The sequence below is a fragment of the Sulfurovum sp. genome, from assembly GCF_041562805.1.
In the GTDB taxonomy this organism is placed as follows: Bacteria; Campylobacterota; Campylobacteria; order Campylobacterales; family Sulfurovaceae; genus Sulfurovum.
The window spans coordinates 1-26138 of record NZ_JBFFOH010000024.1 but is presented as its reverse complement, the minus strand read 5'-3'; the positions used below and the strand labels follow the sequence as shown (position 1 = coordinate 26138).

General features: G+C 38.7%; 26 protein-coding genes and 2 tRNA genes. 16 read left to right on the top strand and 12 right to left on the bottom strand.

The window, feature by feature from the left end; all coding sequences use genetic code 11:
- The 3 genes from ABYK33_RS05170 to ABYK33_RS05160 form a co-directional block, all read right to left on the bottom strand.
- Nucleotides 1-249, bottom strand: a 249-nt coding sequence (locus ABYK33_RS05170) for a hypothetical protein (RefSeq protein WP_373031933.1), incomplete at its 3' end; no start/stop codon positions are given.
- Nucleotides 250-417: 168 nt separating this feature from the next.
- Complete coding sequence (locus ABYK33_RS05165; RefSeq protein WP_373031931.1) at nucleotides 418-2649, bottom strand: DNA translocase FtsK 4TM domain-containing protein; 2232 nt, start codon at nucleotides 2647-2649, stop codon at nucleotides 418-420.
- Nucleotides 2650-2808: 159 nt separating this feature from the next.
- Entirely contained in the window at nucleotides 2809-4005 is a 1197-nt protein-coding gene (locus tag ABYK33_RS05160) for an NAD(P)/FAD-dependent oxidoreductase (protein ID WP_373031930.1), read from the bottom strand.
- Between the two features lie 168 nt (nucleotides 4006-4173).
- On the opposite strand from ABYK33_RS05160, the gene ABYK33_RS05155 reads away from it, so the two are divergent.
- From ABYK33_RS05155 to hisS, 6 genes are all read left to right on the top strand, one after another.
- Nucleotides 4174-4258, top strand: a tRNA-Leu gene (locus tag ABYK33_RS05155).
- 61 nt (nucleotides 4259-4319) lie between these two features.
- Nucleotides 4320-4395: transfer RNA gene (locus ABYK33_RS05150), tRNA-Gly, on the top strand.
- 80 nt (nucleotides 4396-4475) lie between these two features.
- Nucleotides 4476-4997 (top strand): UbiX family flavin prenyltransferase, encoded by a 522-nt coding sequence (locus tag ABYK33_RS05145; protein WP_373031929.1) that lies wholly within the window; start codon nucleotides 4476-4478, stop codon nucleotides 4995-4997.
- A 1-nt stretch (nucleotide 4998) separates the two neighbouring features.
- A complete protein-coding gene (gene coaD, locus ABYK33_RS05140) occupies nucleotides 4999-5481 on the top strand; it encodes a pantetheine-phosphate adenylyltransferase (protein WP_373031928.1) in 483 nt (160 codons plus the stop codon).
- Nucleotides 5481-6062, top strand: a complete 582-nt coding sequence (gene tmk / locus ABYK33_RS05135; RefSeq protein ID WP_373031927.1) for a dTMP kinase — start codon at nucleotides 5481-5483, stop codon at nucleotides 6060-6062. Before coaD ends, tmk begins: the two co-directional genes overlap by 1 nt.
- The gene (gene hisS, locus ABYK33_RS05130) at nucleotides 6059-7270 is read left to right on the top strand and encodes a histidine--tRNA ligase (protein ID WP_373031926.1); all 1212 of its coding nucleotides are present in this window, start codon (nucleotides 6059-6061) and stop codon (nucleotides 7268-7270) included. Before tmk ends, hisS begins: the two co-directional genes overlap by 4 nt.
- 9 nt (nucleotides 7271-7279) lie before the next feature.
- Here hisS and ABYK33_RS05125 read toward each other — a convergent pair whose 3' ends face one another.
- Genes ABYK33_RS05125 through ABYK33_RS05110 form a run of 4 tightly spaced genes read right to left on the bottom strand, consistent with a single transcriptional unit; the run spans nucleotide 7280 to nucleotide 10617 of the window.
- Nucleotides 7280-7861: an ABC-type transport auxiliary lipoprotein family protein gene (locus ABYK33_RS05125; RefSeq protein WP_373031925.1), complete on the bottom strand. Its 582-nt coding sequence runs from the start codon at nucleotides 7859-7861 to the stop codon at nucleotides 7280-7282.
- The gene (locus tag ABYK33_RS05120) at nucleotides 7858-8769 is read right to left on the bottom strand and encodes an MlaD family protein (RefSeq protein ID WP_373031924.1); all 912 of its coding nucleotides are present in this window, start codon (nucleotides 8767-8769) and stop codon (nucleotides 7858-7860) included. The genes ABYK33_RS05125 and ABYK33_RS05120 overlap by 4 nt, the downstream gene beginning before the upstream one ends.
- Nucleotides 8762-9535, bottom strand: coding sequence for an ABC transporter ATP-binding protein (locus ABYK33_RS05115; RefSeq protein ID WP_373031922.1), 774 nt, complete (start codon nucleotides 9533-9535; stop codon nucleotides 8762-8764). Before ABYK33_RS05115 ends, ABYK33_RS05120 begins: the two co-directional genes overlap by 8 nt.
- A complete protein-coding gene (locus ABYK33_RS05110) occupies nucleotides 9532-10617 on the bottom strand; it encodes an ABC transporter permease (RefSeq protein WP_373031921.1) in 1086 nt (361 codons plus the stop codon). The genes ABYK33_RS05115 and ABYK33_RS05110 overlap by 4 nt, the downstream gene beginning before the upstream one ends.
- Nucleotides 10618-10705: 88 nt before the next feature.
- Here ABYK33_RS05110 and speA point away from each other — a divergent pair, with 88 nt between their 5' ends.
- From speA to ABYK33_RS05095, 3 genes are all read left to right on the top strand, one after another.
- A complete protein-coding gene (speA, locus tag ABYK33_RS05105; protein WP_373031920.1) occupies nucleotides 10706-12571 on the top strand; it encodes a biosynthetic arginine decarboxylase in 1866 nt (621 codons plus the stop codon).
- Between the two features lie 2 nt (nucleotides 12572-12573).
- Nucleotides 12574-13275 carry a serine O-acetyltransferase gene (gene cysE, locus ABYK33_RS05100; RefSeq protein WP_373031919.1) on the top strand — a complete coding sequence of 234 codons (702 nt, stop codon included), beginning with the start codon at nucleotides 12574-12576 and terminating at the stop codon, nucleotides 13273-13275.
- A gap of 68 nt (nucleotides 13276-13343) precedes the next feature.
- Nucleotides 13344-14510, top strand: coding sequence for a pyridoxal phosphate-dependent aminotransferase (locus ABYK33_RS05095; RefSeq protein WP_373031918.1), 1167 nt, complete (start codon nucleotides 13344-13346; stop codon nucleotides 14508-14510).
- A 54-nt stretch (nucleotides 14511-14564) separates the two neighbouring features.
- Here the strand turns inward: ABYK33_RS05095 and ABYK33_RS05090 are convergent, their stop codons facing one another.
- Complete coding sequence (locus ABYK33_RS05090) at nucleotides 14565-15122, bottom strand: DedA family protein (RefSeq protein WP_373031917.1); 558 nt, start codon at nucleotides 15120-15122, stop codon at nucleotides 14565-14567.
- A gap of 58 nt (nucleotides 15123-15180) precedes the next feature.
- On the opposite strand from ABYK33_RS05090, the gene ABYK33_RS05085 reads away from it, so the two are divergent.
- The 6 genes from ABYK33_RS05085 to ABYK33_RS05060 all read left to right on the top strand — a co-directional run bounded on the left by ABYK33_RS05085 (nucleotide 15181) and on the right by ABYK33_RS05060 (nucleotide 21922).
- Nucleotides 15181-16095 (top strand): AEC family transporter, encoded by a 915-nt coding sequence (locus tag ABYK33_RS05085; RefSeq protein WP_373031915.1) that lies wholly within the window; start codon nucleotides 15181-15183, stop codon nucleotides 16093-16095.
- A 33-nt stretch (nucleotides 16096-16128) separates the two neighbouring features.
- Complete coding sequence (locus ABYK33_RS05080) at nucleotides 16129-17346, top strand: saccharopine dehydrogenase family protein (protein ID WP_373031914.1); 1218 nt, start codon at nucleotides 16129-16131, stop codon at nucleotides 17344-17346.
- Between the two features lie 3 nt (nucleotides 17347-17349).
- A complete protein-coding gene (locus ABYK33_RS05075) occupies nucleotides 17350-18105 on the top strand; it encodes an ElyC/SanA/YdcF family protein (protein WP_373031913.1) in 756 nt (251 codons plus the stop codon).
- Nucleotides 18105-18839 carry a TIGR02453 family protein gene (locus tag ABYK33_RS05070; RefSeq protein WP_373031912.1) on the top strand — a complete coding sequence of 245 codons (735 nt, stop codon included), beginning with the start codon at nucleotides 18105-18107 and terminating at the stop codon, nucleotides 18837-18839. The genes ABYK33_RS05075 and ABYK33_RS05070 overlap by 1 nt, the downstream gene beginning before the upstream one ends.
- A 56-nt stretch (nucleotides 18840-18895) precedes the next feature.
- Nucleotides 18896-21460: a DUF2339 domain-containing protein gene (locus ABYK33_RS05065; RefSeq protein ID WP_373031911.1), complete on the top strand. Its 2565-nt coding sequence runs from the start codon at nucleotides 18896-18898 to the stop codon at nucleotides 21458-21460.
- A gap of 234 nt (nucleotides 21461-21694) precedes the next feature.
- A complete protein-coding gene (locus ABYK33_RS05060; RefSeq protein WP_373031910.1) occupies nucleotides 21695-21922 on the top strand; it encodes a hypothetical protein in 228 nt (75 codons plus the stop codon).
- On the opposite strand, the gene ABYK33_RS05055 is transcribed toward ABYK33_RS05060, so the two are convergent.
- Genes ABYK33_RS05055 through ABYK33_RS05040 form a run of 4 tightly spaced genes read right to left on the bottom strand, consistent with a single transcriptional unit; the run spans nucleotide 21909 to nucleotide 24740 of the window.
- Nucleotides 21909-22280: a DUF2237 family protein gene (locus ABYK33_RS05055; RefSeq protein ID WP_373031909.1), complete on the bottom strand. Its 372-nt coding sequence runs from the start codon at nucleotides 22278-22280 to the stop codon at nucleotides 21909-21911. The genes ABYK33_RS05060 and ABYK33_RS05055 overlap by 14 nt on opposite strands.
- A 34-nt stretch (nucleotides 22281-22314) precedes the next feature.
- Nucleotides 22315-22752 (bottom strand): hypothetical protein, encoded by a 438-nt coding sequence (locus ABYK33_RS05050; RefSeq protein WP_373031908.1) that lies wholly within the window; start codon nucleotides 22750-22752, stop codon nucleotides 22315-22317.
- Nucleotides 22753-22766: 14 nt separating this feature from the next.
- Nucleotides 22767-23321 (bottom strand): hypothetical protein, encoded by a 555-nt coding sequence (locus ABYK33_RS05045; RefSeq protein WP_373031907.1) that lies wholly within the window; start codon nucleotides 23319-23321, stop codon nucleotides 22767-22769.
- Nucleotides 23322-23363: 42 nt separating this feature from the next.
- Complete coding sequence (locus ABYK33_RS05040; protein ID WP_373031906.1) at nucleotides 23364-24740, bottom strand: protein-disulfide reductase DsbD family protein; 1377 nt, start codon at nucleotides 24738-24740, stop codon at nucleotides 23364-23366.
- Between the two features lie 153 nt (nucleotides 24741-24893).
- Between ABYK33_RS05040 and ABYK33_RS05035 the strand changes: the two genes are divergently transcribed.
- Nucleotides 24894-26138: DEAD/DEAH box helicase (locus ABYK33_RS05035; protein ID WP_373031905.1), on the top strand; the 1245-nt coding region annotated here is incomplete at its 3' end.

Below are 26138 nucleotides of genomic sequence, written 5' to 3'. Positions count from 1 at the left end.
GATCTCTGTACAAGTTACATTACCTTGAACAATGTCATTTAAAAATGCTGCTTTGATGTAAGCTGCATCATCCACACCTGCTGGGATCTTGTTTTCAAAAAGGTCTATAGCATACGCTGCATCTGCAACTGGTGATGCTTTAAGTAACTCTACAAGTTCTGCTGTTTGCTCTGCTGTAAGAGCAAGTGGTGGTACACCTAACTCTGCACGCTCAGCTGTGTGAGCTTTATATTCTTCTAATAAGGCCATAATGGTCTCCTGTTTATAGTTTTGGTATGCAGATATTAGCAGAAAATGGTTTTAATACAAAGATTATAAGCTGAAGTCATAAAAGAGATAATTTTTGTGTATCGGATGGTTACAGAAAAAGTACCACATTCATTTTAAATAAGGTACTTTTTCATAAATAACAGGAAATTAGACTATTTCTCTGTTACCTTTTGCGTTAGGTGGACTTAATACACCCATTGCCTCAAGCTGCTCAATAATGTTAGCAGAACGGTTGTACCCTATCTGTAGTTTACGCTGTAGGTAAGAGATAGAAGTCTTATTGTCTGTCAACACCACTGACTTTGCTTCTTCATAAAGAGAATCAAGGACTACCTCCCCTCCCTCACTTTCACTTGCATTTGCTCCACCTGCTACAAGATAACTTTCATCATACTCAGGTAGACGTTGGGCTTTTAGGAATTCAACGATCTCTTCTATCTCTTCTTCCGTATTCCATGGTGCATGTAAACGTACCAGACCTGTAGAACCAGGAGGTGTAAAGAGACCATCACCACGTCCGAGTAAACTCTCTGCACCCATTGCATCCAAAATGACCTTAGAGTCTATACGTTGTCCTACACGATAACTCAGTCTTGAAGGAAGGTTTGCTTTAATGAGTCCTGTGACAACATCGACACTTGGTCTTTGTGTTGCAACAATAAGGTGTATACCACTGGCTCTTGCCATCTGTGCAAGCCTTGCAATAGAATACTCTACCTCTTTACCCCCATTCATCATAAGGTCAGCCAATTCATCTATAACAACAACGATGAAAGGGAAAGGCTCAGCAGAACGATCTTTTTTTACTTTTTCATTGTAATTATCAATGTTTTTTGTACGGTTCTCTGCCATAAGTTTATAACGACGTTCCATTTCTCCTACCATATTTGAAAGGGCAGCGATCGCTTTTTTGGGTTCAGTGATGACAGGTGTGATCAAATGCGGTATGTCATTATAGATCGAAAACTCCAGCATCTTAGGGTCAATGAGCATTAACTTCAATTGATCAGGATCATTTCTATAAAGTAATGAAAGGATCATCGCATTGATACCTACAGATTTACCCGATCCTGTTGTTCCTGCTATAAGAAGGTGTGGCAGTTTTTTGATATCTGTAATAAACGGTTTTCCTACGATATCTTTACCCAACGCTACACTTAAAGGAGAGCTGGAATTTTTAAACAGATCACTCTCAAGTATCTCACGAAGATAAATGGTATCAATGTTTTCATTTGGTATCTCTATACCCACAACATCACGCCCAGGGATCGGTGCCTGTATACGAATAGTTTCAGCTGAAAGTGCCATAGCAAGGTCATCTTGAAGGTTTAAAATTTTAGACACTTTTACATGCGGTGCCGGTTTAAACTCAAATGTAGTTACTAAAGGACCACTGTAGGTACGCACGACATCACCATCTACTTTAAACTGTTCAAGTTTTGCGAGTAGTTCTTCTATCTTTCTGTCTATTTCTGCTTCATTTACTTTTTTTGTTGTCTTAGGCGCTTTTTGTAAAAAATCCAGTTTAGGAAGTTTAAAATTCTTAGGCTTTACTACCGTACCCTTATCTATCTGCTCCATAAGTTTAGAGTTTTCTTCAAGCTCATTCACTATCTCTACATTTGAATTACTCTTTATACTCTTCTCTTCGGTAGTACTCATTTCCATCTCATGTTCAAGTTCAAGTATCTCATTTAATACAGGATCATCTACCTCATCAAGAGCGTTCACTTTGACTTTTTCTGGTTTAGCTAAAGCTTTTTGCGAAGCCTGTTTTCTTTTTGCACGTGTTTTCTTTGGTTTCTCTGCCATTACATCCAACACAGGCATCATCTCATCTTCAAGAGCAGGTGAAGCAAAAGGGTTTGTAAATATCTTTTTCAAGACTTTGCCCAGTACAGAAAATGTGCTACCTATCCAAGAAAAAGAGAGTGACACTTTTGGTTTCTTCATTTTAAATCCGGAAAATCTAAAGTCATCATCTATGATAAATACCAAAGAGAGTGCCATGATCATCAACCAAAACAACCATAGCCCTGCTTTCCCGATAAGAGGGTATAAAAATTCTACTATTTGTGTACCTATGAAGCCTCTGTCTTGTACTTCCAATACCAAAGAACTAAAGAGTATAAGTGCAATGAAGAAGAGTATCCATCCCAAGTAAAAATCAATATCCTTTCTCACTTGGACATTGGTATAAAGTTTATAAAGAGTATAAAATAAAACAAAAATATTGATATACGCAAGGTGTCCAAATAAATGGAGATTGGTATCTCCTATTTTTTTCCCGATATCCCCCACCAATGCTGTTTCATGGAAGATCGTAGAAAATGCCGCATAAATAAAAAGTACAGCTGTAATAATAATCGTAATTTTCAATTGTATTCCTAATTTAATATTAAATAATGAAGATATTATAACAAATTAAAATAAGTCAGCTATGAAAAAGTGTCAAAATGGCATATTTACTCACATATATAAGCTAAATACCTCGAAATGTATACTATTTTCTCTATAAATTTCATTATAAAATGATCTCTATTTAATACGATTTTTAAAGCCTGTATTGATACGTAATCTAAGTCCTAGATAATACGCATGTGTGATGGCTTTTTTAAGAAGATAGGCGGTATAGCCTTTGACCTTGATATAGCCGAATATCTCACCTACGGCATATTTCCCACCCAATGCAATAAACATGCCCGAAACATTTGCCTCAAATGAGTCAGAGGGAACTCCATCTATTCTTTCTCGAATGGTCTTGGCTACATATTCTGCACTTTTTTCAGCAACCTGTGCTGTAGGTGGCAATACATTATCGTCACTGTCTTTGATCTCTACACAATCACCTATGGCAAATACATTTTTGTGACCTTGAATATTCAGTTCACTTGTAGCAATGAATTGACCAATACCGTTTTTCTCATTCTCTATAGTATTGTTGAGTTCTGCCGCTTTGATTCCTCCCGTAAAAATCATAAAACGATACTCAAGTTTTTCGCCATTTTTAAAATGGATGTATGATTCATCTACATTGTTGATAAAAGCACCCGTAAGTATCTTAACTCCTAGTTTTTCTAATCTTTTTTTAGTCTTTGAAATAGTATATTTTCCCATTTCTGGAAGGATGGTTTCACTTGCATCAATAAGATATATATTGATCTCTTTAGCTGTATCTCCTATGGTTTTACTGTATGTTTGAAGGACATGGGCCATTTCAGCAGCAACCTCTACACCACTAAGTCCGGCTCCTCCTACAGCGATATTTAATTCCCCGTCGTTGTTGCCATGTTCATTTTGCAATTTTGTATAAATAAGGTTCTCAAACTCTATTCTAAAATTATGTGCTCTTTGTAAACTTTTGACACCATAACTGTTCTCTCGCAGCCCTTCAATAAATGAAAAAAAGTTTGTTTTTGCCCCTGTAGCGATAATAAGATAGTCGTAAGATAAAGTTTTTTCATTCACACTGACGCGCTTCTCTTCAAAGTTTACATCTGACGCATTTCCATGTATAAAATTTACACTGCCTTTAAAACCATGACACCAGTTATCCAGGTCAACAGCGATATCATGCAGCTCAAACCGACCTGCGATATAACCATAAGATTCTGTTTGTAAATAATGATAGGGGTTTTTATCTATCAAAGTAATATCTATATCTTTATATTTAGCCAAAGACTCTATAGCACGAAGACCACCGTAACCTCCACCTATTACCAATACTTTTTTCATCTGTCATTCTCTCCAAGGGTTACATCTAAACGAATTTTACACAGTTAATCTAAATATGATGTCTCAATTCTATAATTCATGTCGATGTTTAGAGGTTTATATCCTTAGTCCACTAACCCTTCTTTAAGCACATACTATGTAAAATCCCATCTACATTTTATTATGTATGCCGCAGTGATGGAACTGGTAGACTTGGTAGACTCAAAATCTTCTGCTTTAGGGCGTGTCGGTTCGAATCCGACCTGCGGTACCACCTCAACCCCACGTATATACGGGGCTTAATCAACTTATGTGTTACCTTAAGTACCACAAATGCGGGCGTAGCTCAGTGGCTAGAGTTCCTGCCTTCCAAGCAGGCTGTCGAGGGTTCGAATCCCTTCGCCCGCTCCACAAACATCAAATCCTTAACTCAAACCCTAAACTCTTAATTTCTTTTGATATAATCCTTTTAATAAAAAATAAGGGATATTATGAAACTTGTAGTAGCAATCACAGGTGCATCTGGTGTTCAGTTAGGTAAGAAGTTTGTTGACTTTTTACCTGAGGAGATCGACGTTCACGTGGTCGTTTCTGATAATGCCCTTACTGTAGAGTCCTTTGAAAATAAGCAAGTCACTTTACATTCGAGTAAGAACATTGCGGCATCTATCTCTTCTGGTTCTTTTAGAGTAGATGCAACAGCTATCATTCCTTGTAGTATGAATACTTTGGCGAAAGTAGCATGTGGTATCAGTGATAACCTGCCTACACGTGTAGCCGCAGTAGCACTTAAAGAGCAAAAAAAACTGCTTCTTGCCCCTAGGGAACTGCCATTTTCTGCCATAGCGTTGGAAAATATGCACAAGTTGGCTGCATTGGGTGTCATTATTGCACCACCTGTGATGGGATATTACTCTGAATCCTCTTCTTTAGAAGATATGGAAAAGTTTATCATTGGAAAGTGGTATGATGTGTTAGGTATCGAGAATAATCTTTATGAAAGATGGAGTTAATATGAGTAAAATTAGAAGAGCAATATACCCTGGAACTTTTGATCCCATAACCAATGGTCATTTAGATATCATCAGGCGCGCCTCCCATATGTTCGATGAGATCATCGTTTCTGTGGCAGTGAGCCAAGAAAAAAAGCCCATGTTTTCACTGGAACAACGTATAGAGATGGTTAAAACTGCGACAAAAAACTATCCGAGTGTCACGGTGATCGGATTTAACAGTCTTCTGATCGACCTCTCAGATAAACTCGATGCCAATATCATCATTAGAGGACTTAGAGCCGTCAGTGACTTTGAGTATGAACTTCAAATGGGTTATGCCAATACTTCACTTAAGGAAGAGTTGGAGACTGTCTATCTGATGCCCAGCCTTCAGCATGCTTTTGTCAGTTCTTCTGTGGTACGTTCCATTTTACACTTTGACGGCAAAATAGATCACCTCGTCCATGACGACGTGTTAAAACTCATAAAGTGTACACTCTAATGTATGTACTGTTTGAAGGCATAGATACCTGTGGCAAGAGTACACAGATCGAGCTCATCTCACAAAAGCACCCTGAGATCATAGTCACGCATGAACCTGGCGGTACAGTATTTGGCCAAAAAGCAAGAGAGATACTCCTTAGTGATTCACTTGCTTCAAAGCGTGCAGAACTTTTGCTTTTTTTGGCTGACAGAGCGGAACATTACCAGGAAGTCATCTCTCCAAATAAGCATAATGTCATTATCTCTGACAGAGGATTCCTCTCTGGTATAGGGTATGCGCTTGCCAATGGTGATTTTGATTTCGATGAGCTTGTAAGTCTTAACCGATTTGCTCTTGAGGGACATTTCCCAGACAAGGTCATTCTCTTTTTAACAGATATGAAAACCTTAGAAGAACGTACTTCAGCTAAAAGTCTAGATGGCATTGAGCTTAGAGGTTTAGAATATCTTTTAGAAGTACAAGAGCATATGAAACAAAGTATACTCAAACTTGGTATCCCGCATCTCTTTGTAGATGCAACAGAAGAGATAGAAACGATACACACACAAATAACAGACTATTTAAGGAATACACTATGATCAACCCACTTAGAGGCATGAAAGACCTTACTTTTGACGAGAGCCAACGCTTTGTACACATTGTAACCACTGCCATAGGTGTAGCAAAAAAATATGGTTATCACTATATAGAAACACCTATACTTGAAGAGACTGCTCTGTTTAAGCGTTCTGTGGGTGAAAGTTCTGACATTGTTGGTAAAGAAATGTATCAGTTTGAAGACAAAGGTGGTAATGATGTCTGTATGCGTCCTGAAGGTACAGCCGGTGTGGTAAGAGCCTTTGTACATGCCAAGCTGGACCGCCAGCCGGTCAAACAGAAGTTTTACTACTATGGACCTATGTTCCGTTATGAAAGACCGCAAAAAGGTCGTCTACGAGAATTTCATCAATTTGGTTGTGAAAGTTTTGGTGAGGGATCTGTCTATGAAGACTTTACCATCATCACTATGATAAGTCAGATCTTCTCTGAACTGGGGATAGGTTTTGACCTTCAGATAAACTCACTTGGCTGTACTACGTGTATGCCTCCTTACAAAAAGAACCTCGTAAAGTTCTTAACAGAGATCAAAGATGAGTTATGTGAAGATTGTAACAGACGTATAGAGACAAACCCTATCCGTGTGCTTGACTGTAAAAATAAAACATGTCAGTCGCTGCTTGCAAATGCACCAAAACTTATCACAAATCTCTGTCAGGAATGTGACTCTGACTTCAATAAACTCACTGCCCTACTTGAAAAAGCAGGCATAGAGTACCAGGTAGATACAAACCTTGTAAGAGGTCTAGACTACTACAATAAAACTGCTTTTGAATTTGTCAGTAACGACATCGGTTCACAGTCTGCCATTGCTGGTGGTGGACGTTATGACAAACTGGTCGAGTTCTTAGACGGGAAACCTACTCCGGCAGTTGGTTTTGCCATAGGTATAGAACGTATCATGGAACTCGTACAGATGCCGGAATTACAAAAAGAAGGTATCTATCTTGGTGCTATGACAGAAGACGCTGTAGAAGCCCTCTTTCCTATCGCTACAGCCAAACGAAAAGAGACAAAAGTAACACTGGAGTACGCTTCAAAAGGCTTCAAAAGTCATATGAAAGGTGCAGATAAAGTTTCTGCGCGTTATTGTGTTCTTATCGGTGAAGATGAACTGAAAAATGGTACTGTCTGGGTGAAAGATCTGGAGAGTAAAGAAGAGCGTACGGTTTTGGTTGAGGAGTTTTAAACGACTCCTCTACCGTAACCAAGCCACCAAGTCTCTGCTCAATTTTCCTATAGCTACATTCGTAGCACTCACATATCCTTTTGCATCGGTTGTCGGTGTCGCTTCTGCATAGCTAAACCTTTTACTTTTTACCAGGTTTCCACTCTCTGTATTTATAAGGCTGAACTGTATGGAAACAACTGCATCTGAATGTTCTCCTCGTACTCTATGCTGAAAAGCAAAGATAATACTCTCCAACCGGTAATCTTCTCTAACCGTTGACGTATCAGACAATACGACTTTAAAGAGCTTACTCTCATCCAAAACCTCTACAAATGTACCTTGTAAAAGTTTTCTCATGTTGTTGGACCACTCAGAGTTTTGATAATTCCCACTATCAACACTGCTGTAAGAGAAATTCATTTTTTGTGATACTTTGTCTTTTAAGCTCTGAGGGTACGTGACTTTCATACTTTTGTTTTTATACGTATTTCCATACATTGCACTGACAGTAGGCGTATCTAAACTATAGACTTTAAGTGCCGGTTCTTTTGTACAGCCTACAAGTCCTATGAGTATGATGATAAATGCTAGTGGTTTACTGATTGTCATTCGCCTGGTCCTCTTCTTGATTCTCTGGATTTGAACAATAGATCACTTGGATTGTTCTCTAAATTTCGTGACATAGTATTAAGCTGATCTAAGAGTATATCAATATCTATAAGTATCGGTTCCATGATCTTTTTGAAATTATAATCTCCGTTGTCTATGCTCTTCTCTATTTTCAGTGCAATACGGTTAAAGTTTTTACTTGTTTCCTTTAATTTATTGATCGCAGGTACGCTGACTTCTTTAATATCTGAAATATCTGTAGTGACCTTAGCCATAGAAACCCTAAACTCTTTTAGCGTCATATTAACTTCTTCAAGAGAAATCATGACCTTATCTTCCAGCTCTGTAGCTCTTGCTGTCACTTTTTCTGTATTATCGAGGATGTTTCCTATCGTTTCAATGTTATGGTCTGAGAGCAGTTTTTGACTCTGTAATAAAAGATTTTCTATTTTATCGGTCATTCCACCAAGGTTGTATGTTAATGTTGACAGCAAAGAGGGTTTTGTCTTTATAAGAGGAATATACTTTTTTGTAGGTACTAAGCTTTTAGCTGCATTCGTACCACCTTCTATCTCTATAGATAAAAGTCCTGTAACACCAAACATTTGTGTAGACGCGATCATATCTTCTTTGATAGGTATACCTTTCTCTATCTCTACAAGTATTTCAACCATTTCTATATTTTTAGGATTGATCTGTATTTTGCTGACCCGACCAACGTTTACACCATGCAGTTTTACCTTAGCGTCGCTAGAAAGCCCTGCAATAGACTCTTTCATCTCGAGTCTATAGGTATCAAACTCTTCTTGTAATCCATATTTGGCAAGCCAAAAAGCAAACCAAACCATACCTGCACCGAAAAGTAATACGAAGATACCTACAATAGTATAATTGACTTTGCTATACATCTTTTACCTTATCCTTAAACCTCTCTTTTGTGTACTCATTTTTGAAAAATTCTTCCACAAAAGGATGTTGTGATTGTAACACATTTTCAAGTGAACCTTCTGCCACCACCTGTTTATCTGCCAAAACAGCCAACCTGTCTACGATACTGAAAATGCTCTCCAGGTCATGTGTGATCATTACCACAGTGATACCTAACAGATCACGTAACTCTACGATGAGTGCATCAAAATTCCTGGCACCTATGGGGTCTAACCCAGAAGTAGGTTCATCCAGAAAGAGTAGTTTTGGCTCCATCGCTAACGCCCGTGCAAGAGCAGCACGTTTAACCATACCTCCACTAAGTTGTGAAGGGTAAAGTGCTCCTACATGTGCGTCCAGTCCTACTAGAGCCAACTTGGATCGTACCAGTTTATCTCTCATTGTTTCAGAGATAGTTGTATATTCTTTAAGCTGTACTGCTATATTTTCAGCGATGGTCAAAGAAGAGTAAAGTGCTCCAAACTGAAAAAGTACACCCCAGTCACTCCGCAAGGCCTGAGCATCGTTAAAGCTAATATCACTGAGTGATTTACCTAAGACGGTCACTTCTCCTGCAGTAGGTTCCAAAAGCATGATCATCTCTTTCATAAGGACTGATTTTCCAGAGCCACTTTCCCCCAAAATAGCATAGATCTCATTTTCATCGATATGAAGATTTATCCCATCATGGATGGTTCTTTCACCAAACCTTGTCACAACACCTTCTACTTTAATGACAGGATTCATAGCCCAAGTTCCGTAAATATCACTGAGAAAAATGCATCAAAAGCAATGACCAAAAAGATGGAGTTCACTACCGATGCAGTGGTCTGAAGTCCGATGCTCTCCGTATTATGTTCTACCTGGAACCCTCTAAAACATCCTATAGATGCAATAAGAAAGGCAAAGATCGGTCCCTTTATCATACCCAGTAAATAATGTTTCACTTCCAACACTTCATAGAGTCTATCTATAAACTGAGTCGGAGAAATACCCAGTTGTATATTTGATGCAACCATTCCACCCATAATACCTACAATATCCGCAAAGAAGATCAACAATGGCAATGCTATCATTAATGCAAATACACGAGGAAGTACCAAAAAAGTATAGGGATCAAAACCCATTGTACGCATGGCAGCGATCTCTTCAGTAATTTTCATAGCCCCTATCTCAGCAGTATAAGCAGAACCACTGCGTCCTGCGATAACAATAGCAGTGATCATAGGTCCCAACTCTCTTGTGATAGAGAGTGCTACTGTATCTACAATGAAAATATCTGCACCAAATTTGGCCAGTTGGACAGACCCCTGATAAGAGATAACCATCCCCACTAAAAATGACGTTAAAGCTATGATGATGATCGCATTAAATCCTGATTGGTGAATATGGTAGACCATCTCTTTAAAACGTATATCTTTGGGTTGAATGAACGTATGGAACATCGCATAAAAAAGATGCCCGATAAAGGTAGTAAAACACTTAAGCTCTTTATAGGCATCAAGGGCTTTTCTACCCAAATTCTCAAGATAGCCTTTTTGTGACGGTGCTTCGATCTGGGGGAGGCTCTTATTGAGAAGGGTGTACATATCTTTTTGATTGTCGCTGTAACCAACCACTTCTACCTCTGTTTCTTTTTGAAATCGTTCAAGATGTTCTATAAAAAGAAGTACGCCGGCACTATCAAAATCATTTACCCCAGAAACATCCCAAATAATCTTTTTATCACAAGGAATTTCAAGTAGTTCGTTTTCTATTTGACGTACACTGTTCAGTGTCCAATCTCCTCTAGAGATAAGCTTAAGATGATGCTGATCTGCTTCATACATTAAGAACTGTTCCTTCATGGGAACTATTATAGGTAAGATTAGATTAAGTTTTGCTATAATTATCATTATTAAAAGTGAGGGTACGAACATGAAAAGTTTTGGTTTAGACATTTGGGGGGATGACAACTTTATCATTCAGGATGATACTATCAACGTGAATCATGCGTCTAAACCATCACTGATCTCCATCACTCAGGAGATACGTGAAAAAGGCTACAAGGGACCCTTGCTTCTTCGTTTCCCCCATCTTATTGAAAAACAGATCTCAACACTCTTTAACACCTTTAACAAAGCCCAAAAAGAGTTTAACTATAAAGGTGAATTTCAGGCTGTTTTCCCACTCAAGGTAAATCAATTCCCAAACTTTGTACATGCACTTATGGAAGTCTCACAGAACTATAACTATGGTCTGGAAGCTGGAAGTAAAGCGGAGCTTATCATTGCGATGACACAAACGCCATTGGGTGCTCCTATCACGGTAAATGGATTTAAAGATAAAGAGATGATATCTTTGTGTTTTATCGCTGCGAAAATGGGTCATAACATCACCATTACCATAGAGGGATTAGGTGAACTTGAAACCATTATACATGTAAACCAAGAGTTCAATAACGATATCGAAACCCCTATCTCTCCTAAGATCGGTGTACGTATACGACTACATAGTTCAGGTATCGGTATATGGGCAAAAAGCGGCGGATACAGCTCAAAGTTCGGACTAACTTCTACAGAGCTTCTTGAAGCCTATGAGATGCTGAAAAAAAATGACCTTCTAGACTCTCTATGGATGATACATTTCCATATAGGTTCACAAATGGGAGATATCGCTCCACTCAAAAAAGCATTAAGAGAAGCAGGAAACATTTATGCAGACCTTAAAAATCGTGGGGCAACTGCACTCGGAGCCATCAACATCGGTGGTGGACTTGCCGTAGAGTATAGTCAACACCCTCACAATCAAGAGCGAAACTACTCGCTCAAAGAGTTTGCCAATGATGTAATTTACCTGATGCAAGAGATCTCTAAAAGAAAAGGGGTAGAAGAACCTTCTATCTTTACAGAGTCAGGCCGTTTTATCGCCGCATCACATTCTGTACTTGTAGCACCCGTACTTGAACTCTTTTCTCAAGAATACAATGAAAAAGGTCTACGTTTAAAAGAAGTGAACCCACCTCTCATCCAGGAGCTTTATGATCTGTTCAACAGTCTCAAACGTGAAAATGCCAGAGAATACCTTCATGATGCTCTCGACCATATGGAAAGTCTGCTCACACTGTTTGATCTAGGGTACATAGACCTCGAAGACCGTTCAAATACGGAGATACTTGTGAACCTCATCATCAAAAAATCCATCTCTTTACTTAAAGATGAAGATACAGATGAACTGAATAAATTGCAGGACCGTATCCAGGAAAAGTATCTGGTCAACTTTTCTGCATTTCAGTCATTGCCTGATTTTTGGGGACTAGCGCAACATTTTCCTGTCATGCCGCTTGACAAACTTGATATCAAACCGACCAACCCTGCAAGTATCTGGGATATCACCTGTGACAGTGATGGAGAAATAGGCTTTAACCGTGACCTACCTCTCTATCTGCATGACATAGATGTGAGTAAAGAGGAGTACTTTCTTGCTTTTTTCCTTACGGGAGCATACCAGGAAGTGCTGGGGATGAAACATAATCTCTTTACACACCCTACAGAAGCAGTGATCACTTTTGATGAAGATGGAAAGTATCAGATAGAAGATCTTATCGAGGCACAAAACCTTATGGATGTACTTGATGACTTGGACTATGACACAAACATTATGGATAAGACACTCAAATACCGCATCGAAGAATCTGATCTGTTAGGTAAAGAAGAAAAAAGAGATCTTTTAGGCAAACTTTACCTTTATTTAAGTGAAAATAGCTATCTTAAGACTATTCAAGCCATAGACGAGGAACATTAAAAGTGAACCCATTTACTCTCATCAAAGAAGATTTTCTTAATGTAAAAAGAAATGACCCTGCATTACATTCAACCTTTGAGCTTTTTTTTAACTACCCAGGGTTATGGGCATTGTTTTTTCATCGTATTGCGCATTGGCTTTACAAAAAAGGTCTAAGGTTTCTTCCAAGATTCATCTCTGCAATAGGACTGTTTTTAACAACCATAGATATCCACCCTGCAGCGACTTTAGGTCGCAGAGTCTTCATCGATCATGGTGTAGGTGTAGTCATAGGTGAAACTGCTATCTTAGGTAACGATGTCATTGTTTACCAACAGGTAACACTTGGTGGAGTAAGTACCAGCAAAGGGAAAAGGCACCCTACACTGGAAAATGGTGTAGTCATCGGAGCAGGTGCCAAAATACTGGGAAATATCACTATAGGTCAAAATTCAAAAGTAGGTGCGAATTCCGTTGTGGTCAAAGATGTGCCTCCAGACTCTACTGCCATAGGAATACCTGCACGTACACTTAAACGCGGATTTGATAAAACACCACTCAGTCATAACAAGATCCCAGATGTCAATAAAGAGATATTTGAATATCTTCTCAAACGTCTTGCCATTCTTGAAACGGCAATTGAAACCGGTGACAACACACATATTATAGAAAAAGATCACGAACTTGAAGAGCTCTACGATAACTTTATCCACTCTATGGATTAAATCATTCTGTTGCTTTTTTTAACGCATTTTTTGATATAATTATTTAAATTATCATCAAAGGTTCTTACATGCTTTCAGATCGTATACAAACACTCTCGCCTTCGCTTACTATTGCTATCTCTTCACTTGCTCGTGATTTAAAAGCGCAAGGTAAAGATATTCTTTCTTTCTCTGCAGGAGAACCAGACTTTGGTACACCAAAACGTATCAAAGATGAAGCTATTAAAGCTATCAATGACGGGTTTACACAGTACACAGCTGTACCAGGTATACCTGAACTACTTGAAGCTGTAGCGGCAAAACTCAAAAGAGACAATGGATTGGACTACGATCCTTCGAACATTATTGTAAGCAATGGTGCAAAACAGTCACTCTTTAACCTTTTTCAAGCTGTACTGAACGAAGGTGAAGAGGTTATCATCCCTGCTCCATACTGGGTAACGTATCCGGAACTGGTAAAGTATGCCGGTGCAGTACCTGTCACTATAGAGACAGATGAGATCGGTGGATTCAAGATCACTGCTGCACAGCTCAGAGCTGCTATCACACCTAAAACAAAAATGCTCATACTGACGACACCATCAAACCCTACTGGTTCTGTCTACTCTAAAGAAGAGCTTGAAGCACTGGCATCAGTACTTGAAGGAACAGATATCATTGTAGCAAGTGATGAAATGTATGAGAAGCTTGTCTATGACATCGATTTTGTTGCAGCAGCAAGCATCAGTGAAGATATGTACCAGAGAACTGTAACTATCAATGGTCTTAGTAAATCTGTAGCGATGACAGGATGGAGATTTGGGTACTTGGCTACACCGAACAAAGAGCTCATAGCTGCTATGAACAAACTTCAAAGTCAAAGTACATCCAATATAAACTCTATTACGCAAAAAGCAGCCATCCCTGCACTGCTTGGTGAAGTAGATACAGAGATTGAACAAATGAGAAGAGCTTTTGAAGGTAGAGCAGAAGAAGCAGTAAAACTCATGAACGAGATCAATGGTCTTTCAGTACTTAAACCACAAGGTGCATTTTACCTCTTTGTTAACATCAAAGATATCTCAAATGACTCTATTGAATTCTGTAAAGAATTACTTCAGTCTACCGGTGTTGCGGTTGTTCCTGGTATAGGTTTTGGATCTGAAGGGTATTTTAGATTCTCATTTGCTACAGATATCACAACGATCCGTGAAGGTATCAGACGTATTGAAAAGTTTGTAGAGAGTAAAAAGTAAAACGTTTTTTACCTTTTAGACCAAGATTTCCTCTTGGTCTAAATTAACTTTTAACTACTTTTTCTTCTTAGTCATATTTTCCATCACAAACCACACACTACCAATGATCGTAAACACGATCACTGGTGCTATCCATGGATTTATTTGAATATATGAAAACATTGCAATGATAAACTCACTTGAATAATACGCACTTAATCCTATCGTCAGTACAAACACTATAGATGCAAATACATTATAAAATGCAAACTTCTTAAAGTCATACTTTGCAAGAGCCATAGAAAGCGGTACAAGGGTTTTGATACCATAGAGGAACTTCTGTATAAATATGGCCAGTATCCCGTATTTACGCATGATCAACGTTGCAAGAGCTATTTTACGTTTGTGTTTTGCAAAGTAAGGCTGTATCTCTTTTTTCTGGTATTTCCCCAGATAAAAAAGAAATATATCGCCCAAAAAGTTTGACACTGTAGCTATGGCTAACGCTGTTGTCAGGTCCATCTTTCCCATGAAAGAAAATACACCTGCTGCTGCGACTATAAACAGTGAACCACCAAATGCAAAAAAAGCTACCGCCAGATAACCCCAAGTCTCTAAAGAACTAAAATCCATAAAAAATCCTAAATAATATATTAAAGAATCATACCCAAAATAAGTTATAATCCTTCTCATGATTGAAACACTAATGAGCATACTCTTTGTCTATGTATTCATACTGCTGGGCTATATGGCTAAACGCATTTTCAAAGAAGAGATGAATACAAAAACACTGACCCTTATGTCTGTCTACTTTTTACAACCCTTTGTCACCATATGGGGTTTTAGTACAGCCAAATTACACAGTGAACACATTTATGTCCCACTCATATACCTTGCTATCATCTTAGTGCTTCTCGTTCCAACTATCATACTCGGTAAGATGCTGTTTAACGACCCAAAAGAGAGAGCCATCTTTTCTATAGCCGGATTTGTAGGCAACACAGGAAACATAGGTATCCCATTGGGTATCGCCCTCTTTGGAGAAGCATCTGTCATCTATACTACGCTTATCAACATAGCCAATGTATTTGTTGTCTACATTATCGGTGTCTACATCTATTCAAGAGGTTCATTCAGTATCAGAGATTCACTCTTTAACATTGTGAAGATCCCTATTATCCCTGCTTCCGTAGTTGCCATATTAATTAATACATACGATATCCCCCTAAGTTCTCAAATAGAGGAATTCTTCAAGATGGGCGCCTATTCAGGTATCGTCTTACAGCTCTTTTTATTGGGAACTTTCCTGCAAGGCATACGTATCAAAGAGCTACATCCAAAACTCTTCATAGGAACCATAAGCCAAAAGTTTATCATCGTCCCTTTGGCTACCGCAGTGATACTCAGTTTTACAAACCTACCGCTTTTTGTCCAAGGTGTGATCTTCATGGAGATGATGGTACCTCTTGCTGTTGCAAACATCAACCTGGCCTCTTTGTATAACTGTAAACCTAAAGATGTAACTTCCCTTATCTTGCTGAGTACACTTTTGTTCATGCCTCTACTATTTGGTCTAAGTTATGTCATAAATCACTACTATTTGTGATAAAATAATCTTATAACTTTTATTGGAGTCCACATGTCTAAAAAAACCCTTATTATCGGCGCCGGAGGTGTCGGAAACGTTGTTGCTTTTAAGTGTGCTATGAATGCTGACACTTTTGGAGATATCACACTTGCAAGTCGTACAGTAAGTAAATGTGATGCTATCGCTGCGAATGTAAAAGAAAAAATAGGTGTGCAGATACAGACACGAACAGTGGATGCAGATTCCATACCTGAACTTAAAGAACTCATCGCTGCTACCGGTGCAAGTATTGTCATCAATGTGGCATTGCCTTACCAGGACCTTACCATTATGGATGCCTGTGAGGAGATGCAGGTAGATTACCTTGATACGGCAAATTACGAGCATCCTGATACTGCTAAATTTGAGTATAAAGAACAGTGGGCAAGAGCTGAAGAATATAGAAAAGCGAACATTATGGGTCTTCTTGGATCTGGTTTTGACCCTGGAGTCACCAATGTTTTCTGTGCTTATGCACAAAAGCACTATTTTGATGAGATACATACGATAGACATTCTTGACTGTAATGCCGGAGATCACGGGTATCCTTTTGCAACCAATTTCAATCCGGAGATCAATCTTCGTGAAGTCTCTGCCAAAGGACGTTATTGGGAAAATGGAGAGTGGGTCGAGACTGAACCTATGGAGATCATGCAGGTGTGGGATTACCCGGAAGTGGGACCAAAAGACAGTTACCTGCTTTACCATGAAGAGATGGAATCTTTGGTAAAACATATCAAAGGTCTAAAACGTATCAGATTTTTCATGACGTTTGGACAAAGTTATCTCACACATATGAAATGTCTGGAAAATGTAGGTATGTTAGGCATTAAAGAAGTCGAACACAAAGGTATGAAGATAGTACCTATGGAGTTCCTCGCTACCCTGCTTCCAGATCCGGCAAGTCTTGGACCACGAACTAAAGGTAAGACCAATATCGGTATCTTCGCCAAGGGTATCAAGGACGGTAAAGAAAGAACGATCTATATTTACCAGGTCAGTGACCATGAAAAATGTTATGCTGAAGTGATGAGCCAAGGGGTGAGCTATACAACAGGTGTACCAGCCATGATAGGAGCCAAACTGATGATTGAAGGCAAGTGGCAGGGTAAAGGTGTCTTTAACATGGAAGAGCTTGATCCTGATCCATTTATGGAAGAACTGAACAAACAAGGTCTTCCTTGGCAGATAATGGAACTTGGAGCTGATGAAACAAGACTAGTAAAGTAACCAATGGACTTTTTACTCAAAAAGTTTATTTCTATGTTTTTAATGCCCCTTCCTATTGGGGTATTTTTCATCGTTTTAGCTTTAGTATTACTCTACAGAAACAAAACAAAACCAGCAAGATCAATGCTTATATTTAGTATTTTATGGCTGTTTTTCTTTTCCTATCCACCTGTGGCGAACACTCTTTTATATAGTCTGGAGTCTAGCACTCAAACACTTCACAAAGCCCCTGGAAATATCAAATATATCTATGTTCTAGGTGGAGGACATCATACGGATGAAAGTTTACCCATCACATCTCAGGTAGTTGAAACCTCTGTTGTAAGACTCAATGAAGGCATACGCCTTTACCATCAGCTACACGAAGAAGCGAGCATTATTGTTTCAGGGCACAGTGGATTATTTGATCCTACAACCCATGCAGTGATGCAAGAAAAATTAGCCCTGGCCTTGGGTGTAAAAAAAGAAAAGATCATACTTTGTCCTGAACCAAGAGATACACAGGAAGAAGCCCGAGCTGCAAAAGAACTAGTGGGTGATAAGCCATTCATCTTAGTCACCTCAGCATCTCATATGACAAGATCATTGAACTTTTTCAAAGCTGAGGGGTTAGATCCTGTCCCTGCACCAACAAATCATTTGGCAGGCATACAACATCCAAACTACACAAAGTTCTTTTCCTCTGATGCACTTGAAAAATCCCGTATTGTATTTCATGAACTTCTTGGCCTGGTCTGGCAAAAGTTAAAAGGTGTCTAATGAATTTACCATCTATTTGTTTTTCGGGCTTCCCAAAAGAAGGACTTAATTTCCTCGATAACATCATTATCAACAACTCCAAAGAGTGGCTTGATGAACATAAAGATGAGTATGAGAAGTATATCCTGTCGCCCAATAAAGCGTATGTAGAAGAGATGGGTGAACATTTGCAGATACTTGTACCTACCATTCATGCCATACCAAAAATCAACAAATCGCTCTTCCGTATCTATCGTGATGCCAGGTTTCACAGGCTCGACCCCATCAAAGAGCGTATAGGTATCATCTTTTGGCAGGGTGCTACACATCGTATGCAAAGCAGCTCTTTTTATATGCATTATGACCCGTTTGAAATATTTGTCGCTACAGGTATACGTAACTTTAAAGCTCCGTTACTTGGCACATACAGAGACTACATCAAAAATGATGCAAAACGAGAAGCTTTACACAACATACTCGAAGAACTGAAAAACAAAGGATACAGCATACCGGAGCCCCAGTATAAGCGCTATCCTTTAGGATTGGATAAAGAGGACAGGTATGCCTATCTTTACCTCTATGGCGCCATGTATGCCTATACAACATTCCCACCCGATGAAACATTTCACTCTGAATCCATCATAGACAGGAACTTCAAGATCTATGAAGATATGCTTGATTTGCAACAGTGGATCTATGAGCTTACCTGTGTTGAGGAACTACCAAAACATAGAACAGAAAAATCTGATTTTTAATGCTCTAAGAGATTAATATCAACATTAAATAAAAACGTTTAAATAAGGAGAATGCTATGAACATATCAGCACTATTATTCATAATTCTAGTTTACTGGATTTTTCTACTACAGAGTAGAATAAAACATCTTGAAAAGCTTGTATATACTATAAAAGATAAAAAACCTTATGAAAAGACAGCGAAAACACAAAACATTTTTATAAAGGAAAAAACAGTTGTAGAGCATGAAAAAGATACTGTGGATGACAATACTGAAACACTGGCAATTGAAGATGTACCCAACAGTGAGGAAACATTTAAACAAGTATATAGTCATCCAAGACAACAAGAGCCTTCCAAACTAGAATCATTCATTACAAATTACTTCACCGGAGGCAATCTACTTGTACGTATAGGTGGTGTCATACTCTTCTTTGGATTGGCATTTTTAGTGAAATATGCCGCTGAGCATAGCATTATAAGTATGCAAGTAAGACTACTTAGCATAGCAGTATTGGCTGTGGTTCTTATAGTCCTTGGATGGAAACTTAAAGATAGAGAAGGTGCTTATGGACAGATATTGCAAGGACTTGGCATAGCTATGCTCTATTTGGTTATCTATGCAGCATCCAAATTTTATGCTCTGCTCTCACTTGACATCGCTTTTGGCTTGATGCTTTTAGTCGTAGTCTTAGGTTCAGTATTGGCAGTCATAGAAGATGCTTTGCCTTTAGCACTATTTGCTACAGCAGGCGGCTTTTTAGTACCCATCTTGACCTCTAGCGGAGAGGGATCACATATCATGCTTTTTAGCTATTATGTTTTACTTAATTTGGGTGTCTTTATAGTGGCGTGGTATCGTTCTTGGCGTATACTGAATGTTGTAGGGTTTTTATTTACTTTTGTCATCGCAAGTAGCTGGGGCGTGTTGCGCTATCGTTCAGATCTCTTTAGTACAACAGAACCATTCCTTATACTCTATTTTTTAATGTATCTATCCATCTCTATACTCTTCACGGTCAAACACCCATTTAAGCCAAAAAACTTTGTAGACGGCACACTGGTGTTTGGTTTACCCTTAGTTGCCTTTCCTCTGCAACTCAACTTAGTTAATACAATTGAATATGGTGAAGCATACTCTGCGATTGTTGTGGGAACACTGTATTTCATACTTTCAAAATTATTAAGAAACAAAGAAAGAACCCATCTTTTATCCCAAGCATTTTTAGCCTTAGGCGTGGTTTTCTATACCATAGCTATACCATACGTGTTTGATGCTGACGTTTCTGCTGCATTATGGTCATTAGAGAGTGCTGCTATTATTTGGATAGCACTAAAACAAGCCAGGCCTTACGCTAAGTATTTTGGAGAATTCCTGCTACTACTTTCTATTGCTGTTTATCCTTATAATGTGAGTGGATACGGTATTATGTTTGCAGAATACTTAGGGTATATTATCATAATCATAGCGGCGCTTACCGCCTCTTATCTCTTAAATAAACATCAAGAACAGCTCTCTAAACTAGATAGATATATACCTGAAGTTTTGATAAGTTTATCTATCATCTTATGGTTTACAAGTACGCCATCAGAATTTATGAGATTTGACATGATCTATAGTCATGCAATGCTCTTTTCTCTCACGTTAGGAGCTTTGCTGCTCTTCATAGCCACAAAACTCTTGAATTGGAAACTGCTCATCAATACATTACAGGGGTATTTGGTCTTTGGCATGCTTCTTTTCTTTATGGAAATGGCAGATACCGTCTATATGCCACATCCTTTTGAAGGTTTTGGCGCTTTGGCATTAGGTATTTTTACAGTAGTTAACTATCTGCTTCTTTACCAGTATGATACCCTATGGAAATACACAAAACAGATACACATCCTTAGTCTCTGGTTTATAACCATAGTGCTTAGCCTGGAGCTACACTATCATGCCAAACTCTTGTTAATGGGTAAAAGTGTTACCCTTATAGCTCTGGCCACAGTACCATTGTTCTTCTCACTCTTATTACTTGTACCTAAAAAATATACAGTGTGGCTAGAAAGGTATCGTAGTACTTATCAACTCATAGGTGTAGGTGGATTGGCCACTGTGCTTATGCTTTGGGAATTTTTTGCCTTGCGTACTGCTCAAGAACATGATAGCTTTCCTTATATCCCTCTTCTCAATCCTTTGGATATGCTGCAAGTTCTAGGTTTAGCTACGATGTTTTACTGGCTATACTCCAACAAAAATTCTTTTGCAGATAACACAAAAATAGCATTGTATGGCTTGTTGGCTTTCATGGGTACACTTTTAGCCAGTGTAATTTTTGCCCGTACTGTACATCATTTTAAAGATGTTAACTACACCCTGGTCAGCTTATGGGAAAATATCTATTTTCAAACAGGACTTTCGATATTGTGGAGTGTTATTGCGATTGGCTTGATGCTTTTATCTAAGCGATATAAAAAGCGTCCGTTATGGTTAGCCGGCTTTGGGCTCTTGATACTGGTAGTACTTAAACTCTTTTTTGTTGAACTTTCAAGTTCCGGTACGATTGAAAGGATCATTTCCTTTATTGTGGTAGGATCACTTCTTCTTCTCATAGGATATTTTGTTCCCTTACCACCAAATGAAAATGAGAAATCATGATTCCAAATGGCACAAAAAGAGATCTACTAAACTACACACATATTACACACAAGTTAGTTACACTTAATCAGTGACAATACTCCTAGAGTTTAGGAGATAAAAGATGAGTCAGTATGTTTTATACGTGGTAGGAGTTACGGAAGCATAGCAGAAATGCGACGACTAAGTAAAAATCTGGAAATCCAGGTGGCATACATAAAGTAAGAGGCTTATCACTTTTGCAAGCAGAGTGCTATGAAATCATTTCTGGCAACACTTCCTATTAGAGGACTATATTTAGTCTTCCCTGCTCTGAATGCAGATGATGAAAATGTCACTGTTAAATATCGTACGGTTCCATCCGCCGTCCCCAAACAGAAAGTCATTCTTCTTAACGGTGGAGACGGATCGTACGATTTACTCTGTGAACTTCTACAATCCACAAAACATTCTATAGTCTCTGATCACTCTATAGATCAATAGCATATTGCTTCAATGTTTCCAAATCTATTAGATCCAGCATACGTTTATGTGTAGCATGTATAAAGATCTGGGGTGCCATACCATCCATATGAGCTTTAACAAAGCTATGTCCGCCAAGACACCAGCTTTGTCCAGGTTGTACCCCGGCAAAACTATACTCCGGCATAGGCGTAGAAAGATCATTCCCTGCTTTTTTGGAGTACGCTAAAAACTCTTCTGTCGCATAGATGCATACTGCATGTACAGCAGGATTATGATCACCTGTATTACACGATCCATCTCTATGAAACCCAGTAAGAGGATTTAAACTGCAAGGCTCTAAAGGTTCGCCTAATACATTTAACGATTCATCCATCATGATATATCCTTCGTTCTGATTTGAAAAATTATAGCTAAAATAAACAGCCTGTAGGTAAAGGTTCCTGTTTTTCGAGGTCTTTTGGAAAATGAGGTAAATTTGTAACTCTTTCAAATCCTGTATGGACACTTCCTTTAAAAACATTCCCCACATACCCCTCTTTGTTCATATGTGCCCGAACATAGATCATTTCACTTGGCTTTACAGATATTTTCCCACCTGAACGCGTAAAAGGTTGTGTATCAGGATGAGAATGCACAAGTATCCGTCTGTAAAGCAACTCACCTTTTTCACTTACGACTTCCCACCAATCAGCATATTGACCACATCCAGTCTCTGTACTTTTGAGTGTCACTTTAAAGGTGTATGCCCCACTGTTGCCTTGTGTCGTCACAGCTGTAACATCGGCCCGTATAGTATTTGCAGTACTAAAAGTAACTAATCCAAATAGTAATATGATTATTTTCTTCATGCTATAGATTACTGCTAAGATAAAGTCTCATCTATAGTATCAAGATCTTGTAATGAGGGTGGCACTTTATGGTCGTCTATATAGTTTTGCAAAGATCCATCTTCTGCCAAGTTTTTAGCCCATTTTTTTAGACTGTTACGCTCTTTTTCATACTTCATGTGAGGCACAGACATACCGCAACTGCTTTCAACAGCGTACACATCAAACACAAATAGTTGTCTAATATAGGAACCATCAATGCCAAAATGACTCAAATAGCCTTCAAAACGTGTATCGTCTTTCTCCAGGGCCTCTGCTTTACAAAATACTCTTAGTATCATGGGAGGTCCAGTAAAAGCATTAAATACAAGGGTAAACTCTCCACCTGCCATGGCATCTCTATAGGTTCTGCTGCCTGAACCTGGAAAATCCAGGTAGAGTAAGGTTGACTTATCAAGTACACGTATAGAGTCATACCCTTTGGGCGAAAGGTTTACCTCTTGACCACTGCAACTTGCTATATAAAAAAGCTTTTGCTGTTTAATAAAATCTATATCTTTCCCGGTGAGTGCTTTATATTGTTTTCCCATGATCTACCTTTACTATTATATATCTATACGTTAGAGAGTCTGTTATTCTGCTATCAAATCGAGTGTATCATAAAATTCTTCCGGTTCTTGATAACCGTAAAACTTTGCATTCTTCAACTCTTTACCCTCTGAATCTAAAAACACAAAACCCGGAGGTCCAAAAACCTGGAACATTTGTTTAAGTTCATCTATCTTCTTATCTGTTTTATCGCTCATATTTACACTCACGGCTACATAATTATTTTTGAGTTTCTCCTGCACTCTTTTGTCTTTGAATGTAGTATCCCTCATATGCTTGCAGACCGGACAGGTATCTGTATGAAAGAAAATTATCATTGTTTTTCCCTCATCCATGGCTTGACGTCTTTTTATCTCGTAAGCCGTAAAGTTGGCTATCTCTTCAAAAGGCATTGCACCAGAAAGTTTTACTTTACTATCACCCTGTACATATGTTATCGAAGTCTTAGGCAGCGGATGATAGATATCTTGTTCTCCATACCCTGCACCTACAAGAAGTATGGTACCCCATATGAGTAACACCGTGGCAAAGGCTTTTTGGAGTTTTTCCCATCCTGTACTTTTTAAACTTAATCGCTGCGTCGCACCCAAATAAATACTAATACCCACAGCATACACACCCCAAAGAAATAGTGTATTTACAAGTTCTAAAGTTGAAAATATCTCTATAGCAACGCCAAGAAGTAAAACGCCAAAGAAGTACTTCACTTTATCCATCCACTCCCCTGCTTTAGGAATGAGATACCCTGCACCAAACCCTAAAAGTATCAATGGTACACCCATTCCAAGAGCCAAAAAGAACATGGTTAGGGCACCAAGTGTTGCATCAGATGTAGAAATGGCTACAGATAAAAATGAGATAAGCACAGGTGAGACACAGGCACCCAAGATAAGTGCAGAGATCATCCCAAGTAAAAATACCATTCCCATATTTCCACCCTTAATACCTTGAGTTTCCGCATTGAGTTTAGACTGTATAAATGATGGTAGTTGAATGGTAAAAAGTCCGAACATAGAAAGAGCCATTACAACAAACACTATGCTGATCGCAGTAATCGCCCAAACATTTTGGAAATATGACTGTAACTGTTCACCTGTAGCGCCTGCCAATGCACCCATGATGGCATAAGTCACTGTGGTTCCCAAGACATAAGACACAGCCAGCATCACTGCCTTTGTCTTGGTCACATCCTCACCCTGCCCCGCAATAATACTGGAAACTATAGGTACCATAGGCAAGACACAAGGTGTAAATGTAAGCAGTATCCCCGCTATAAAAGCCCCTAGGACTATGCTTAGCATTCCCTGACTCGCCATTTCAGCACTTGCAGAAAAAAGTAGAGAACTTAGAAGCAAATATAGTACGGGTATAAAGATAGATCTTTTATTAATTTTGGACAAAGTACTTCCTTTAAATTGTATGCTTTAAGATACACACTCACTCTGTAGTTTGTGTGTAATATCTTATTTTTAAAAGAGAAGATTATACACATTTTATTGTATACCTCCATTTATTTGGATAAAATTCACAAAAAGGTACTCTACATATACAATATGCAAACCCTACCCATTAACCAAGTCATACCAGAAGTCAAAGAGAAACTTCATCAGTACCAAAGTTTAGTCCTACAAGCACCACCAGGATCCGGTAAAACCACCGTTTTACCACTTGCACTACTTGATGAACCATGGTTAAAAGGCAAAAAGATCATTATGCTGGAGCCCCGTCGTTTGGCTGTACGTACTTCAGCTCAGCGTATGGCTGAACTTTTGGGAGAGAAGGTGGGTAAACGTATCGGATATCAGATAAAAATGGAATCCGTCCAGAGTCATGAGACCCAGATACTCATCGTCACCGAAGGCATACTCACACGTAAACTTCAACATGATCCAAGCTTAGAAGATATAGCACTCATCATTTTTGATGAGTTTCATGAGCGTTCATTACATGCAGATCTGTCTTTGGCATTATCACTGGAATCACAAGCCATTTTACGAGAAGATCTAAAAATTCTCATTATGTCTGCGACACTCAATACTTCTGCGATTTCCAAGCTCTTAGACAATGCACCTATTATTCAAAGTGAAGGACGTACTTTCGCTGTAGAGCGTATCTACCTACCTCCAGATACTGTCGCACCCACTAAAAAAGAGTTACCTGTATTTGTCCATAGACTACTACATAAGATCATCCAAGATGAGGAAGGAAATATTCTTGTATTTCTACCTGGTGTCAAAGAAATAAAAGCGGTTGAGAAATATCTAAATAGCGCTAAACCTAAAGATATGTATATCTCAACACTCTATGGTAATTTAAATAAAGAGGCTCAAGACAGAGCCATAAAATCCCCACCTGCAGGATTTAGAAAAGTCGTACTCAGTACCAACATAGCCCAGACTTCTTTAACTATTGAGGGTATTAAGATAGTTGTAGACGCCGGGCTTCAGAATATCTCAGTATTTAACCCATTTTCAGGAATGAACAAACTTGAAAGTAGTTTTATATCTGAAGATTCAGCCACACAAAGGGCTGGACGTGCCGGACGTTTATCTGCAGGAAAAGCCTATCATCTCTGGCATAGATCTAAAATACTTTTACAACATGATGTACCGGAAATACTCTCAGCAGATCTTAGTCAAATGCTCCTTGAACTTGCGCTTTGGGGTAATGATTCTATGGAAACGCTTTCATGGATGGATATACCTCCTGCCACATCCATCACCCACGCTACAAAGCTTCTACATGAACTGGGTGCACTGGACACAAAAGGCAACATCACAGCACATGGTAGAGCTATG